The 14,282-nt window shown below is 71.1% G+C and carries 14 protein-coding genes; 6 read left to right on the top strand and 8 right to left on the bottom strand.

The features are described 5' to 3' along the window. Window positions 1-7 precede the first annotated feature (7 nt). Both JKJ07_RS30380 and JKJ07_RS30375 read left to right on the top strand, forming a co-directional pair. Complete coding sequence (locus tag JKJ07_RS30380) at window positions 8-733, top strand: alpha/beta fold hydrolase (RefSeq protein ID WP_202995295.1); 726 nt, start codon at window positions 8-10, stop codon at window positions 731-733. Between the two features lie 13 nt (window positions 734-746). Further along, window positions 747-1,982: a hypothetical protein gene (locus JKJ07_RS30375; protein ID WP_202995294.1), complete on the top strand. Its 1,236-nt coding sequence runs from the start codon at window positions 747-749 to the stop codon at window positions 1,980-1,982. Here the strand turns inward: JKJ07_RS30375 and JKJ07_RS30370 are convergent. From JKJ07_RS30370 to JKJ07_RS30350, 5 genes are read right to left on the bottom strand one after another with little or no spacing between them, the layout of a single operon-like run. Beyond that, window positions 1,976-2,590, bottom strand: a complete 615-nt coding sequence (locus tag JKJ07_RS30370) for a hypothetical protein (protein WP_202995293.1) — start codon at window positions 2,588-2,590, stop codon at window positions 1,976-1,978. The genes JKJ07_RS30375 and JKJ07_RS30370 overlap by 7 nt on opposite strands. Further along, window positions 2,587-3,942 carry a hypothetical protein gene (locus tag JKJ07_RS30365; protein WP_202995292.1) on the bottom strand — a complete coding sequence of 452 codons (1,356 nt, stop codon included), beginning with the start codon at window positions 3,940-3,942 and terminating at the stop codon, window positions 2,587-2,589. The genes JKJ07_RS30370 and JKJ07_RS30365 overlap by 4 nt, the downstream gene beginning before the upstream one ends. Continuing rightward, window positions 3,939-4,727 (bottom strand): ATP-binding cassette domain-containing protein, encoded by a 789-nt coding sequence (locus JKJ07_RS30360; protein ID WP_236030161.1) that lies wholly within the window; start codon window positions 4,725-4,727, stop codon window positions 3,939-3,941. Before JKJ07_RS30360 ends, JKJ07_RS30365 begins: the two co-directional genes overlap by 4 nt. Before the next feature lie 22 nt (window positions 4,728-4,749). Next, window positions 4,750-5,547 (bottom strand): zf-HC2 domain-containing protein, encoded by a 798-nt coding sequence (locus tag JKJ07_RS30355; RefSeq protein WP_202995290.1) that lies wholly within the window; start codon window positions 5,545-5,547, stop codon window positions 4,750-4,752. After that, the gene (locus tag JKJ07_RS30350) at window positions 5,544-6,083 is read right to left on the bottom strand and encodes an RNA polymerase sigma factor (protein ID WP_202995289.1); all 540 of its coding nucleotides are present in this window, start codon (window positions 6,081-6,083) and stop codon (window positions 5,544-5,546) included. Before JKJ07_RS30350 ends, JKJ07_RS30355 begins: the two co-directional genes overlap by 4 nt. 166 nt (window positions 6,084-6,249) lie before the next feature. On the opposite strand from JKJ07_RS30350, the gene JKJ07_RS30345 reads away from it, so the two are divergent. After that, window positions 6,250-9,408, top strand: a complete 3,159-nt coding sequence (locus tag JKJ07_RS30345; protein WP_202995288.1) for a LamG-like jellyroll fold domain-containing protein — start codon at window positions 6,250-6,252, stop codon at window positions 9,406-9,408. A 66-nt stretch (window positions 9,409-9,474) separates the two neighbouring features. Continuing rightward, entirely contained in the window at window positions 9,475-9,885 is a 411-nt protein-coding gene (locus tag JKJ07_RS30340; protein ID WP_202995287.1) for a pyridoxamine 5'-phosphate oxidase family protein, read from the top strand. Window positions 9,886-9,889: 4 nt separating this feature from the next. On the opposite strand, the gene JKJ07_RS30335 is transcribed toward JKJ07_RS30340, so the two are convergent. Then, window positions 9,890-10,498, bottom strand: coding sequence for a mycothiol-dependent nitroreductase Rv2466c family protein (locus tag JKJ07_RS30335; protein WP_236030160.1), 609 nt, complete (start codon window positions 10,496-10,498; stop codon window positions 9,890-9,892). Between the two features lie 131 nt (window positions 10,499-10,629). Between JKJ07_RS30335 and JKJ07_RS30330 the strand changes: the two genes are divergently transcribed. Beyond that, window positions 10,630-11,202: a hypothetical protein gene (locus JKJ07_RS30330; RefSeq protein ID WP_202995285.1), complete on the top strand. Its 573-nt coding sequence runs from the start codon at window positions 10,630-10,632 to the stop codon at window positions 11,200-11,202. Window positions 11,203-11,214: 12 nt separating this feature from the next. Then, window positions 11,215-12,288 (top strand): hypothetical protein, encoded by a 1,074-nt coding sequence (locus JKJ07_RS30325; protein WP_202995284.1) that lies wholly within the window; start codon window positions 11,215-11,217, stop codon window positions 12,286-12,288. Window positions 12,289-12,449: 161 nt separating this feature from the next. Here the strand turns inward: JKJ07_RS30325 and JKJ07_RS30320 are convergent, their stop codons facing one another. Both JKJ07_RS30320 and JKJ07_RS30315 read right to left on the bottom strand, forming a co-directional pair. After that, complete coding sequence (locus JKJ07_RS30320) at window positions 12,450-13,076, bottom strand: response regulator (protein WP_202995283.1); 627 nt, start codon at window positions 13,074-13,076, stop codon at window positions 12,450-12,452. Next, the gene (locus tag JKJ07_RS30315; protein WP_202995282.1) at window positions 13,073-14,215 is read right to left on the bottom strand and encodes a sensor histidine kinase; all 1,143 of its coding nucleotides are present in this window, start codon (window positions 14,213-14,215) and stop codon (window positions 13,073-13,075) included. The genes JKJ07_RS30320 and JKJ07_RS30315 overlap by 4 nt, the downstream gene beginning before the upstream one ends. Between the last annotated feature and the right edge of the window lie 67 nt (window positions 14,216-14,282).

The raw sequence follows: 14,282 nt of genomic DNA, 5'->3' as shown, positions 1-14,282 counted from the left end.
GACAGTCATGTCGAAACCTACGATCGTTCTGGTACACGGCGCCTGGGCCGACGCCTCGAGCTGGAATGCCGTCGCCTCCGCCCTGCAGGGTCAGGGGTTCACGGTCCTCGCGCCGACCAACCTGTTGCGCGGCCCCGCCGGTGACGCCGCGTACATCTCCTCGTTCCTGGCCCAGCGCACGAGCGGGCCGGTCGTGCTGGCCGGCCACTCGTACGGCGGTTTTGTCATCACGAACGCCGCGACCGGGGGCGGCGACGTGCGGGCGCTGGTCTATGTGGACGCGTTCATCCCCGACGAGGGCGAGACCACGTTCGGGATCCTCGGCGACTCGGGGTCGGCGCTGGCCGTGCCCGATCCCACCACGGTGCTCGACCTGGCGGGCTATCCCGGCGGGCCCGAGGGCGACGTCGAGGCGTTCCTCAAACCCGAGACCGTGCACACCGCCTTCGCCCAAGATCTGCCCGAGGCCGACCGGTGGCTGATCGCCGCGGGCCAGCGGCCGATCACCTTGAGCGCCAACACCGCCCCGTCGGTCACGGCGGTCTGGAAGACGTTGCCGAGCTGGGCGGTCATCGGCCTCGAGGACCGGGTGATCCCGCCCGACACGCAGCGGTCGATGGCCGAGCGGGCCGGCGCGAAGATCACCGACGTCTCGGCGTCGCACGTCTCGATGGTGTCGCAGCCGCAGGCCGCCATCGACGCGATCCTGGCCGCGGCCGCGCACGTGGAGTGACTACCATGCGCGCATGACGAAAGCCGCCGGGATCGCGTTCGCCGCCGCCGTGGGTGCCCTGGCCGGGGCCGCGCTCACCCGTCGCCGGGTGACAGGGGCGCTGGCCGGGGCGGCCGCGCTGGCCGCGGTCGAAGGGGTGGCCCGGGCTCGGCAGCGTCCGGGCGAGATTCCGCCCTGGTGGTCGCGCGTGGTGATGAGCGGCGCGATCGCGGCCCAGGCGGGCTGGGTGACCAAGGCCAGGCCGCTTCCGGTGGCTTTGGCCGCGGGTACGGTCGCCGGTGGGCTCGGCCTGCGCCCGCAGAAGGTGGCGCTCGGCCCGGTCGTCGGGGCAGTCGCGGGCGCGGCCTTCCGCAATACGAAAGCGAACCCGGCCGTGGTCGCGGCGACGACCGTGGTCGGCTTCCGGGTGCTGTCGGCGCTGCTGTTCCGCGATCCCCAGGTCGACCTGCTGGCCGAGCGGGTGGCGGCCGACGAGTTGCCGTTCGTCGTCCCGCTCGAGGCCCGTACGGGCTATGTCGGCACCGACTACGTGCGCGGCCTGGCCGAGGTGCTGGGCGGGAAGTATCAGGCCGACGCCGGCGACGTGGGCATCGTCGCGTCGCTCGACGACCTGGCCGGCCCCCAGTTCGAGCCCGACTGGGTCGATCCCCTGGTCCGCGAGTTCTACGAGCACACCACCCGGTTCAAGCTCGACATCGTGCCCGAGTGGAAGCTCTGGGTGCGCCCGGGTTATCTGCTCTATCGCACGCTCGTCGCGCGGCCGCTGGGTCAGGCCAACGTGCCGATGAACCAGCGGGAGACGCTGCGCGGGGTGCGCAGCCGCATCGACACGATCACCCCGGACGGCGCGGAGCTGATCGGCGTACGGGGGTGGATCCGGTCCTTCGCCGACACCGACGAGCCGATCTATGTGGGCATCTACACGACCTACCGGCACGAGGATCGCGGCTTCGTCAGCGTCGGCTTCCCGGTGCCGCAGGGCAGCTTCACGGCCACCCTGCTGCCGCTCCCCCGCCCGGGCGGCGGGCTCGTGCTGACCAGCCGCAGCGAGCTCGCCCACCCGGGCCACTACCTGACCTACATCGACCCCGGCACCCGCGAGCTCACCACCCTCGCCGTGCACGGCTTCACCGAGCAACTCGACGTCTTCGTCGACGACCAGGAGCTCAAGGCCGAGCATTCCTTTTCCCTGTACGGGATGCCGTTCCTCACGCTGCACTACGCGATCAGCCGCAAGGACGGTCACTGACCGAACGCGACCTCGGCCGGGGCGACGCGCGGGCCGGCCCGCCAGGCGTAGGCCAGCACCCCGGCGGCGAAGAGCACGATCGCGGTGACCGCGGCGGTCTCGCTGCCGGCCGGCTGGAGCAGCAGGAACGGTGCTTCCTTCCAGCCCGGCTCGGCCAGGCCGCCGAACAGCATCTGCAGGACGGTCCAGCACAGCGGCAGCTGCCAGGCCATCCGGATGCCGGCCAGGGCGACGCTCAGGGCGATCAGCCCGGTCAGCGCGGCCACGTTGCGCAGCACCGTGCCCGGCGGGCCGAACCAGGCGCCGGTGGCCGCGCTGGCCAGCAGCGGCACGCAGGCCAGGGCGGCGAAGGCGAGCACGTGCAGCGCCCGCCGCGGCGGCCAGGGCAGGGCCGCGCCCGATTCCAGCGAGTCGTCGTCGCCGGCCATCGTCGGGATCAGCGGGGCCAGGGCCAGCAGGACGGTCATCAGCGCCAGGCTCTCGTTGATCTCGCGCCGGTCGGTGAACAGGCCCCAGCCGCCCCAGACCAGCGCGACCGCGCCGATCGAGACCAGCACCGCCAGCGGCAGGCGCCGGGAGCGTGCGTACAGGGTGAGCCAGCGCATCACGCCGACGCCTTGCCGGTGAGGATGGCCGTCTGGTCGGCGCCGCTGCAGCTCAGCGCGGCGTCACGCATGGCCGCCACCCGGCGGATCTGCTCCTGCTCGGGCGCGGCGCGCAGGGCGGCCAGCACCTTCGCGACCTCCTCCTGCTGCTCCGGGTAGTTGTCGGAGCCGTCGTCGACGCCCTCGAGCTTGTCCGAGCCCATCAGCCAGGCCCCGGCCGCGTGCCCGGCCACCGTGTCCCAGCCCTGCTCGCACCCGTTCCAGTACGTGCCGGCGCCGACGACGATGTTCTCGACCAGCTGCTCGCTGATCTTGTTGTCGTCCAGCACGAGGTCGAAGTTGAGCGTGCCCGGCTCGGGGCGGGTCGTGCCGCCGTTCATCCAGTTCGCGTTCCCGAAGCCGTAGACCTCGTCGGCGCGCCACTCGGCGGCCCTGGTCGGGGCGCCGGGCAGCTTGGCCAGGATCTCCATCGCCTTGCGGACCTGGGGTGCGGCGTCGTCCAGAACGTACGCGTGGACCGCGGTCACGCACACCTGCGGGGCGCCGTCGGCACACACCAGCTTCTGCGCGCCGGCGTCGATGCGGTAGTGGTCGGTCTGCTCCGTGCCCGGGATGATCGCGGCGGCCGTGAAGGCGACGCCCATCACCGCCACGGCGACCACCCGGGGCAGCCAGGTGCGGCCCGTCGACAGTAGGTAACCGCCGGCGGCCAGGCCGAGCCCGAGCAGCGTCCAGCCGATCAGCGTGCGGGGCGTGATGGCTTCCCAGTCGTAGCTCGGCGGCTGGCCCAGCAGCGAGAGGTTGCGCAGCGGCGACGACCCGCCGGGCCCGCCGACCTCGGACAGGCCGATCTGCGCGATCAGCGCGAGCACCGCGACCAGCGGCGGCACCAGCGGGGAGGCCCACGCCCGGCCGGCCGCCAGGCCCAGCCAGACGCCGCCGATCAGCGCGAGGGTGCCGGTGAGCGGCCACAGCAGGGCCGTCAGCCCCGCGTAGCTGCCGGTCGTCGCGGGCACGATCCCGGCCGCGGCGAAGAACACCAGGTGGGTCAGGCCGGCCGCGAGACCGACGGCGAGCAGGCCGGGCAGCAGCCGCTGGGCCTTGGGCCGCCCGGTGCTGGCGATCAGCTCGGCGGCGTGGGTGCGCTTCTCGCGCCGCCCGAGCACCGCACCCCCGGCCAGGGCCAGCGGGAGCAGCAGGAACAGCGAGGAGCCGTGCAGGTAGGAGAGCCGGATCCAGGTGGCGTACCAGTCGTTGCCGGACAGCAGCAGGCCCGCGATGCTGGCCGCGACCAGCAGCAGCACCAGGGTCAGCGCGTTCGAGCGGCGCAGTTCGATTCCCAGCATCCGCCTCATGCCGCACTCCGGTGGCTGGCCAGGATGGTGCTGTAACCGCGCTCGGCCGGGCTGTCGCCGACGCCGCCCTGCTCGCCCAGGGCGATCAGCTCGGCCGGCACACCCTGCCAGACGAGCTTGCCCAGGTTGACCATCACGACGTCGGAGCAGGCCGCGACCACGTCCTCGACGAGGTGGGTCGAGACGAGCACGCAGCTGTCGGTGCCGAGGTCGCGCAGCAGGGTGCGGAACTCGACGCGCTGCTCGGGGTCGAGCCCGACGGTCGGCTCGTCCAGCAGCAGCACGTCGGGGCTGTTGACGATGGCCTGGGCCACGCCGACGCGGCGCAGCATGCCGCCGGAGAGCGTCCTGAGCCGCGAGTCGGCCCGGTCGGCCAGCCCGACCCGGTCGATCACGCGCTGCACGGCCTCGGGGATGTCCGCCTTGGGCATCTCGCGCAGCCAGGCCACGTATTCGACGTATTCGCGCACGGTGAACCGGGGGTAGAAGCCGAAGTGCTGCGGCAGGTAGCCGAGCCGGGCCCGCAGCGCGCGCAGCGCCCGGCCGTCCGTGGCGTCCTCGCCGAGCAGCCGCAGCCGGCCGCCGGACGGGCGCTCGACTGTCGACAGCGCGCGCATCAGCGTGGTCTTGCCGGCGCCGTTCGGGCCGAGCAGGCCGTGCACGCCGACGCCGAGCTTGAGGTCGAGCCCGTCGACGGCCAGGTGCTTGCCGGCCTTGACGCTCAACCGGTCGGCCTCGATGGGCCAGGCGTTGGTCGACGGACGCAACTCCGTCGCGCTCACCATGCGTACCACTGTTTTCCTCCAGTTATCGGGGGTTGGTGTGCCGGTGGTCGCCGGCGCGCCAGACTGCGAGAACGGTGCCGGCGACGGCGGCCACGGCCCAGCCGGGGGCGCTGGCCGGCTCGATCAGGGCCGGGATGTCGGCGGTGATGACGGCGGGGGTCACGACGGCCAGGAACCAGGCGCCGCCCAGGGTCGCGGCCGCCCGCACCACCCCGAACCGGCCACCCAGCAGCAGCGTGGCCGCGGTGAAGGTCAGGGCGGGCAGCAGCCACAGCGCCGGCGACATGCCCAGCCGCCAGCCGGCCAGGGCCAGCGGCGGGAGCACGAGCGCGAGGATCACCGTGGTGCGGCGCAGCATCAGCTCCAGGCCCGCGCGGGCGGTGCCGGCCACGATCTCCCAGCCCGGGTCGCGGCGCCGGGACCAGGCGGCGGCCATGCCCGCCAGCGGGGCGATGGGCGCCAGCAGCAGCACCAGCGACGGCCGTTGCGGGAATGTGCGGTCGAGGAAGAACGCGGCGGCCACCGCGACGCCGATGGTGACCAGCCACGGGACCAGATCCCACATGGCCCAGCGGTGCGCGAAGTGACGCCAGGCGCGTCGACGGACCGGCTCGGGCCCGGTACGCACCCCCCTGTCGATCATCACTTGCACGTCGTCGAGCAGTGCGGTCAGCGCGGGCGGGGCCGCCTCGGCCAGTTGCGCGCGGCAGTCGCCGCAGTTCTCCAGGTGCACCTCGATCGTCCAGACCGCGGTGTCGTCCAGGGCCGGGTCCCCGGCGGTGTAGGCGGCCAGCGACGCGGCCGGGATGTGCTTGCTCACGACAGGGCCTCCTTCAAGGTGGTCCGGGCGCGCCGGGCCCTGCTTTTCACGGTTCCCTCGGGCAGGCCGAGGAGGATCGAGGTCTCCCGTACGGTCAGGCCGTCCAGCACCATCGCGTGCAGCACGGCCCGCAGCTCGGGGGCGAGCCGGGCCAGGGCCGCGCCGACCTCGTCGCCGATCGAGCCGGCGAGCGCCTCGTCCTCGGCGGCGGGCGTGCTGCGTACGGGCAGCTCCTCGGCCGGGGTCTCCGGGCGGCGGGCCCGTTTGCGCATCGCGTCGACGAGCCGGCGGGCCGCGATGGTCCAGAGCCAGCCGGCCGCGCTGCCGCCGCCCTGCACCCCGGCGAACGTGCCGGCGGCCCGCCAGACCGCGAGATACGTGTCCTGCATGACCTCGGCGACCATGCCGTCGTCGGCACAGCGCCGGCGCAGGCGGACGGCGAGCCACGGCGACGTGCGCCGGTACAGCTCGTCGAACGCGGCCCGATCGGCCCGCGCGACGCGCCGCAGCAGATGCTCCTCGTCCAGCTCGGTCACTCTCACATCCGGTCAGACGACGGGAGCCACCGCCATGGATCACGAAATCATGTGACGCCGGTCACACGTACGAACGTGTCCGGGTCTGTTTCCTTCTGTTGACATCACACATTTCGATGCCTCAATGTGGTCGCAACGCGCTGTTGATCGAAAGGAAACACACTCGATGCCGCGATCGCTCCTGCGACCACTCCTGCTCGCCCTGTTGCTGATAACTTCCGTCCTCACGGTCCCCGCCTCCGCCCAGGCCGCCGTGACCGTCAACGGCCTCAAGGGCGAGTATTTCCGGATGTCGGCGCCCGGGGCCCGCGACTTCGCCGAGCTCGGCGGCACCGTACTCGACCCCAACATCGACCTGCCCGGCCTGGCCGGCACGTTCGAGTCGCTGACCGGCCGCACCGAGCACACGACCGCCCGCTGGACCGGCAAGCTGACCGCCCCGGCCACCGGCGACTACACGTTCTCGATGATCGGCGACAACGGGTTCCGCTTCTACCTCGACGACCAGCCGGTGATCGACCACTGGGTCGGCGACTGGGACGTGGAGCAGAACAGCACCCCCGTACGGCTGGTGGCCGGCGAGGCTCACACCGTACGGATCGAGATGTTCCAGGACGTCGGCGGCGCGAACCTCTTCCTGCGCTGGGCCGGCGCCGGGATCGCCAAGCAGATCGTGCCCGAGTCGGCGTTCACCCCGCCGGACGGCTTCCAGGTCTTCCCGGTCGCGTTCGCGGTCGACAAGTCCGGCACCACGCTGACCGCCAACTTCGACGCGCGGGTCGACACCCTCGGGCAGTTCGCCGACAAGGCCAAGGTCGAGGTCGACACCACCCCGTTCCCGATCAAGTCGGTCAAGCGGGACGGCAAGAAGATCGTGATCAAGCTCGACGCGACGATTCAGAAGAACCAGCGCGTACGGGTCAGTTACGACGGCACCGGCGGCCTGGTCGTCGGCGGCGAGACCGTCCCCGAGTTCCAGCGCTCGGCCACCAACAACTCGGCCCACCGCCTGACCACCCCGTGGGGCGACAAGGTCGACAAGAAGAACCCGCTGCCCGAATACCCGCGGCCGCAGCTGATCCGCAAGGACTGGCTCAACCTGAACGGCCAGTGGGAGTTCGCCGGGGCCGAGGCGGGCGAGCAGCCGGTCTTCGGCAAGAAGCTGGCCGAGAAGATCACCGTGCCGTTCCCGGTCGAGTCGCAGCTGTCCGGCATCGAGCGGCGCGAGGACCACATGTTCTATCGCAAGCTCGTCAGCGTGCCCGGCGGCTGGAAGAACAAGCGGGTCAAGCTCAACTTCGGCGCGGTCGACTATCAGGCCAAGGTCTGGGTCAACGGCAAGCTGGTCACCGAGCACACCGGCGGCTACAACGCCTTCACGGCCGACATCACCGACGCCCTCAAGAAGAGCGGGCAGCAGGAGATCGTCGTCGCCGTCACCGACGTGACCGGGCCTAACCAGCCCAAGGGCAAGCAGTCGCTCAACCCGCAGGGCATCGTCTACGAGCCGTCGTCGGGCATCTGGCAGACGGTTTGGCTGGAGCCGGTGGCCCCCGGCGGGATCGACGCCGTGGTGACGACTCCGACGCTGACCTCCGTTACGGTCCAGGTCAACTCGACCTCGACCGCAAAGATCACCGCAACGGCCGTCGACAAAAAGGGCAAAAAGGTCGGCACCATCTCGGGCGCGCCCAACACGCCGTTGACGCTCCAGATCGAGAAGCCGCAGCTGTGGAGCCCCGACAACCCCTACCTCTACAACCTCGACGTCAAGCAAGGCACTGACTCCGTACGCAGTTACTTCGGTCTGCGCACCGTCGAGGTGAAGAAGGTCGGCGCCTACCCGAAGCTGGTCCTCAACGGCAAGCCGATCTTCTCGCTGGCCACGCTCGACCAGGGCTTCTGGCCCGACGGCCTCTACACCCAGCCCAGCGACGCGGCCCTGAAGTTCGACCTGGTGGAGACGAAGAAGCTCGGCTTCAACGCGGTCCGCAAGCACATCAAGGTCGAGTCGGCCCGCTTCTATCGCCACGCCGACGAGCTGGGCCTGCTGGTCTGGCAGGACTTCGTCTCGTCCGACATCAACTCCACGGCCGGCCAGCAGGCGTTCCTGAGCCAGGGCCAGGAGATGATGAAGCAGCTGCACAGCTACCCGTCGATCATCGGCTGGATCGTGTTCAACGAGGGCTGGGGCGAGTGGAACCGGGAGGAGACCGGCCGCATCGCCGAGCAGATGAAGGCGGCCGACCCGTCGCGCATCCTCAACGCGCACAGCGGCGTCAACTGCTGCGCCTCCAAGGGTGACTCGGGCAAGGGCGAGGTCATCGACCACCACGACTACAACAACACCGACCCGGCCTTCCCGGACGCGACCCGCATCGCGATGGACGGCGAGCACGGCGGCTTCACGCTGCGCACCCCGGGGCACATGTGGCCCGGTCCCCCGGCGGTCATCTACAGCGGGGTCGCCGACAAGGCCGCACTGACCGCCAAGTACGTCGACAACACCGAGCGGTTCTATCTGGACGCGGCCCGGGCGGAGCTCTCCGGCTCGGTCTACACCCAGATCACCGACCTCGAGACGGAGCTCAACGGGCTCTGGACCTACGACCGCCGGGAGATCAAGGTCAACCCCGGTCCCGTACGGGCGGTCAACCTCAAAATCATCGAGGCCGGCGCGAATCCGGTGACCGAGGCGTCGTACCCCGGTCGCGGCGACTGGACCCTCGACGAGGGCAGCGGCACCACGGCTCGCGATTCCAGCGGGGGCAAGGCCGATCTGGCGCTCTCGGGGAACACGGCGTGGACCGACGGCGTACGGGGGAAGGGTTTGAAGTTCGACGGTGACGGCGACTCGGCCGACACCGCCGGGCCCGTGCTCGACACCACGAAGGACTACACGGTGGCGGCCTGGGTCACGCTCGACAAGCTGCCGGGCAACTACGCCTCGGCGGTGAGCCAGGACGGCCGGGTCACCGAGAACCCGTTCTACCTGCAGTACGGGCAGGGCGCGTTCGCCTTCAGCACCCCCGGCGGCAACCGGGCCCGGCTGGCGGTCACGCCCGAGCTGAACCGCTGGTACCACCTGGTCGGCGTGCGCGACCACGCCGGCGGTGAGGTACGCCTCTACGTCGACGGGCAGCGGGCGGCCGCGGTTCCGGCCGGTCCGGACGTGGTCAGCACCGGTCCGCTGGCGGTGGGCCGGGCCAAGTATGCCGGCAACCGCACCGACTACTGGTCGGGCTCGGTCGACGAGGTGCACGCCTACAACCGCGCGCTGACCGACGCGGAAGTCGCGGCCCTGCACACGGCCGAGAAGCCGTAATTGGGCCCAAGGCCCGGCTCTCCCGAGCGGGAGGGCCGGGCCTTTCCATGTGTCACTGTTGATCGCATGTTTCGCGACGAGGATCTGACGCTGCTGGCCCGCCCGCTCTACGCCTTCCTGACCGTCGCGCCGCGCGGCGAGCGCTGGCCCGCACCCCGTCCGGTGTGGTTCGAGCAGGCCGCCGACGGCACCCTGCACCTGTTCTCCGACCCGGGCGCGCCCAAGGTGGCGCGGCTGCGCGAACAGCCCCGGGCGTCGGTCGTGGTGGCCGCCCCGGTCGGCGAACCCGAGCACTGGGTGTCGGTGGAGGGCACGGTCACGCTGCACGACGACGGGATCGAGCTGGCGACCCGGCTGGCCGACCGCTACTACGACATGAGCGACCCGGGCCACCGGCAGCTGCTCGAGGAGTGGCAGGCCTCGGGAATGACCCGCATCGTGCTGCACCCGGAGAAGGTCAACCGGTTCGCGGCCTGACAGCTCAGTCGAACTTGAGGTCGCCCGTACGGGTGCGCTTGAGCTCGAAGAAGTCGGGATAGCCGGCCAGGGCCACGGCGCCGTCGAAGATCTTGAGGGCCTGCTCGCCGCGCGGGATGCTGTTGAGCACCGGGCCGAAGAACGCCACCCCGTCGATGTGGATGGTCGGGGTGCCGACGTCCTCGCCGACCGGGTCCATGCCCTCGTGGTGGCTCTTGCGCAGCGCCTCGTCGTAGTCGGTGCTGCTCGCGGCCTCGGCCAGCTCGGCCGGCAGCCCCACCTCGGCCAGCGCCTCGCGGACGACGACGTCGAAGTCCTTCTGCTGCTGGTTGTGGATGCGGGTGCCCATGGCGGTGTAGAGGTCCCGCAGCACTCCCTCGCCGTGCTGCTGGGCGGCCGCCGTCAGCACGCGGACCGGGCCGATCGCCCGGTTGATCAGCTCGCGGTACCAGTCGTCAAGGTCGCGCTTCTCGTTGAGCACGTACAGGCTCATCACACGGAAGCGCAGGTCGAGGTCGCGCTGCTGCTCAACCTCGAGGATCCAGCGGGAGCTGATCCAGGCGAAGGGGCAGGCCGGGTCGAAGTAGAAGTCAACTTTCGTCACATCCCCCAAAGTACTTGCTTCGCGAAGTTTCTGACACGCCAATCCGGGCTCATCCGACTATGCCAATTCCATCGATAAACTTGACTGCAGTTTACTCTGAACAAACCTTACTGATCCGCTCATCTTGTGGGGGTTTACTGATGCTTGCGGCGCTGTTGTCCGTGGTGATGCTGGCCAGTCCGTTGCCGCATGCCGGCTCCGCGCGCGAGTGCGCGACCCCGTCGATCGACCGCTACCAGCAGTGGATCGCGAGCGGCGAGGGCACCACCGTGCCGGCCACCGGCAGCATGCTGGTCCCGGCCCGCCACCGGGGCTACACGGCCAAGATCGAGTTCCTGAACGACGAGTGGCACGTTGCGGTGCTGTGGCTGGCGAACGAGTTCGAGGCGCAGGCCGACCTGTCGCGCTCGGCCGGGTTCCGGCTCACGTACAGCGCCACCGACGACGTCTACCTGCAGCTGCGCCCGGCCTCGCACTGGAGCGGCGGCGCCCAGTGGGCCACCCGCATCCCGTCCACCCACGGCCGTACGGTGACCAGGTTCTTCAGCTTCCGCCCGTCCGCTTGGGGTCCGGTGGCCGAGCTGGGCCAGCCCGCCCACAGCTTCGCGACGGCCGTCAGCGAGGCGCGCGGTTTCGTGTTCGTCGGCAAGACCCCGAACAAGCTCGCTTTTCACGGACTGCGGGTCGACCGTTACACGCCGCCCTGTCTCTGACAGTCTGCGTATGTGAGCACGGGAGCCGCGCTGGCCTTCGTCGCCGTCGTGGCGGCGCGGTTCCTGCTGCCGCTGGCCATCCCCTACTACCCGCTGCCGGCCGTCATCGCCTGCCTGGTGCTCGACGGGGTCGACCAGACGATCTTCCAGGCGTTCGGCTACGACCCGCCCGGCTATCAGTCGTACGACAAGGCCATGGACGTGTATTACCTGTCCATCGCGTACCTGTCGACGCTGCGCAACTGGACGAGCGAGCCGGCGTTCCGCATCTCCCGGTTCCTGTTCTACTACCGGCTGGCCGGGGCGCTGGTCTTCGAGCTCACGCAGCTGCGCTGGCTGCTGCTCGTGTTCCCCAACGTCTTCGAGTACTTCTTCATCGCGTACGAGACCATTCGCTCGCGCTGGTCGCCGGTGACCCTGCTGATCGGCTGGTGGCTGAGCCTGGCCGGCGTGATCTGGGTGGTGATCAAGCTGCCGCAGGAGTGGTGGCTGCACGTCGCCCAGCTCGACGTGACCGACCAGCTTGCCCAGCACCAGTGGGCCATCGGGCTGCTGATCGCCCTGCTGGCCGGGCTCGTCGTGGTGTTCCAGCGGGCCGTGCGGCCCCGGCTGCGGCCCACCGACTGGTCGTGGCAGTTCCGTCCCGAGCCGCAGCCCGAGGCCATCGACGAGCCGCACGAGCGCAGCGCCTGGCGCGTGCAGAACGACAAGGTCTGGTCGTGGAACACCTTCGAGAAGGCCGTGCTGCTCGGCCTGCTCTGCACCATCTTCGCCCAGATGCTCCCCGACTACACCGGCTCGACGAGCAACCTGATCGTCGGCGTCGCCATCACGGTCGTCGTCAACGCGGCCATCTCGCTGGCCGTCGCCCGCCGCAGCTGGACGATCCGCAACACTGTGCTCTCGTTCCTGGCCCGCCTGCTGCTCAACGTCGCCTTCGCCACGGTGGCCAACTGGATCCTCGACAACCAGCTCGACGGCTACGACACCCTGTTCTTCCTGGTCATGATCTCGCTGATCACAACCCTGCACGACCGCTGGCGCCCGGTCCACGAATACCGCCGCACGATGGCCGCCGCGGCTTAGGCCCTGTTTCGTAGTGGGGGCGGGGCTGCGGCAGGGCCCAGATCCCGCCTGGCGGCGTCCCGGGAAAGCCAGGTTCCAACCCCGGGAGCCAGGCTTCCCCGGGCCACCACCAGACGAAATCTGGACCCGGCCTCGCACCCACCCCCACTACGAAACAGGACCTAGCCCGGCGGTGGCAGGATTCCGCGGGCGATGGCGGCGGTGACGGCGGCCGTGCGGTCGCGCACCGAGAGCTTCTCGAAGATGCGCATCACGTGGCTCTTCACGGTCGCCTCGCTGATGAACAGGTGGCGGCCGGTCTCCGGGTTGGACATGCCGGTCGCCACGCAGCGCAGCACCTCCAGCTCGCGCGGGGTCAGTTCCGGGCCGGTGCCGCGTACGTGGTCGGCCAGCTTGGCGGCGACCCGAGGGGCCAGCACGGTCTCGCCCCGCGCGGTGGCCCGTACGGCGGCCGCCAGCTGCTGCCGCGAGCTGTCCTTGAGCAGATAGCCCGCGGCCCCGGCGGCGACCGCCCGGGTGATGTCGCCGTCGGTGTCGTACGTGGTGAGCACCAGCACCGCCGCGGTCCGGTCGGCCACGATCCGCTGGGTCGCGGCCACGCCGTCGAGGCCGGGCAGGCGCAGGTCCATCAGCACGACGTCGGGCCGGAGCGCGGCGGCCTCCCGTACGGCCTCGTCGCCGGAACCGCATTCGCCCGCGACGGTGATGTCCGGCTCGGCCTCGAGGACGGCCCGCAACCCTTCCCGTACGACCGGGTGGTCGTCGACCAGCAACACCCGGACCGTCACGGAGCCACCAGTTCGGCCGTGACGGTGGTGCCGTCCGGTCCCGATCGCACCGCCAGCACGCCGCCGACCTGCGCCACGCGTTCGCGCATGCCGGACAGGCCGAAACCGCCGGTGAGCGCGGCCGGGTCGAACCCGCGGCCGTCGTCGGTCACCCGCAGCACGACGCCGTCCGCGTACTCCAGCTCCACGCCGACGGTGGCGGCCGCGGCGTGCCGGCGTACGTTGGTCAGCGCCTCCTGGGCGACCCGCAACAGCGCGACCTCCTGATCGGCGGGCAACGGTCGCGGTGTCCCGGTGACGGCAAGGGCGGGCGGGGCGGGCAGGTCGGCCCCGACCCGGCCGACGAGCACGCGCAGCGCGTCGGGCAGGGTGGCGTCGCGCAGCGCCGGTGGGGCCAGCGCGGCGATCAGGGCGCGGGCCTCGTCGAGATTCTCCTTGGCCGTGTGCCGGGCCCGGGTCAGGTGCCGCCGCGCGGACTCAGGCTCCGGCTCCGCCTCGGCCGCCTCCAGCAGCAGCAACACGCTGGTGAAACCCTGCGCGAGGGTGTCGTGGATGTCGCGGGCCAGCCGCTCACGTTCGGCCAGCGCACCGGCCCGGCGGCTCATGTCGGCCAGTGCGGCCCGGGTCCGCGTCAGGTCGGCGACGAGGCCCGCGCGTTCCTGGCTCTGCTGGATGATCCGGGTGATCCACAGGCCCAGCCCGGCCGCGATGAACAGGCCGGCCGCGGCGGTGACGAACACTTCGGCGGTCAGCCCGCCGCTGACCACCGTCACCGCGGCCGTGCCGACCAGTGCGAGCACGGTCGCGACGAGCGCGCGGCGCGGCGGCAGCACCGCCCAGATGTGCGAATAGAGGCAGAACAACAGCACCGCGCACACTGGGTGCACCGCGAACAGCGCGAGCGTCAGCGGCAACGCCCCGGCGACGTAGAGCAGACCGGCGGCCCCCTGCTCCCCGTCCCGCACGGCCCGCGCCCCGACCGCCGCATACCAGACGCCCAGCGCCGCGAGCAGGGGCAGGCCGATCGGGCGTCCCTGCGTGACCAGCAAGGCCCCGGTGACCGCGGCCAGCAACCCGAACCCGGCGTGCCAGACACCGGTATGACGACGCCACTCGTCACGCCCCGCGAGGTCGGCCATCCCCATAGGATCGCAGCCGCCCGCGACCCGGCGCATCCAACTGTCGTCGGAATCGAAATCCCCCCGA

This window comes from Paractinoplanes lichenicola, from assembly GCF_016785085.1.
Taxonomy (GTDB): domain Bacteria; phylum Actinomycetota; class Actinomycetes; order Mycobacteriales; family Micromonosporaceae; genus Actinoplanes; species Actinoplanes lichenicola.
Note: the sequence above shows the minus strand (reverse complement) of the source record. Positions and strands in the feature narration are given on the sequence as shown.

Excerpts from the sequence above, each read along its gene's own strand:
- JKJ07_RS30380 (WP_202995295.1), top strand. The coding sequence starts at position 8 with ATGTCGAAACCTACGATCGTTCTGGTACACGGCGCCTGGGCCGACGCC.
- JKJ07_RS30375 (WP_202995294.1), top strand. The coding sequence starts at position 747 with ATGACGAAAGCCGCCGGGATCGCGTTCGCCGCCGCCGTGGGTGCCCTG.
- JKJ07_RS30365 (WP_202995292.1), bottom strand. The coding sequence starts at position 3,942 with ATGAGGCGGATGCTGGGAATCGAACTGCGCCGCTCGAACGCGCTGACC.
- JKJ07_RS30360 (WP_236030161.1), bottom strand. The coding sequence starts at position 4,727 with ATGGTGAGCGCGACGGAGTTGCGTCCGTCGACCAACGCCTGGCCCATC.
- JKJ07_RS30345 (WP_202995288.1), top strand. The coding sequence starts at position 6,250 with ATGCCGCGATCGCTCCTGCGACCACTCCTGCTCGCCCTGTTGCTGATA.
- JKJ07_RS30340 (WP_202995287.1), top strand. The coding sequence starts at position 9,475 with ATGTTTCGCGACGAGGATCTGACGCTGCTGGCCCGCCCGCTCTACGCC.
- JKJ07_RS30330 (WP_202995285.1), top strand. The coding sequence starts at position 10,630 with ATGCTTGCGGCGCTGTTGTCCGTGGTGATGCTGGCCAGTCCGTTGCCG.
- JKJ07_RS30315 (WP_202995282.1), bottom strand. The coding sequence starts at position 14,215 with ATGGCCGACCTCGCGGGGCGTGACGAGTGGCGTCGTCATACCGGTGTC.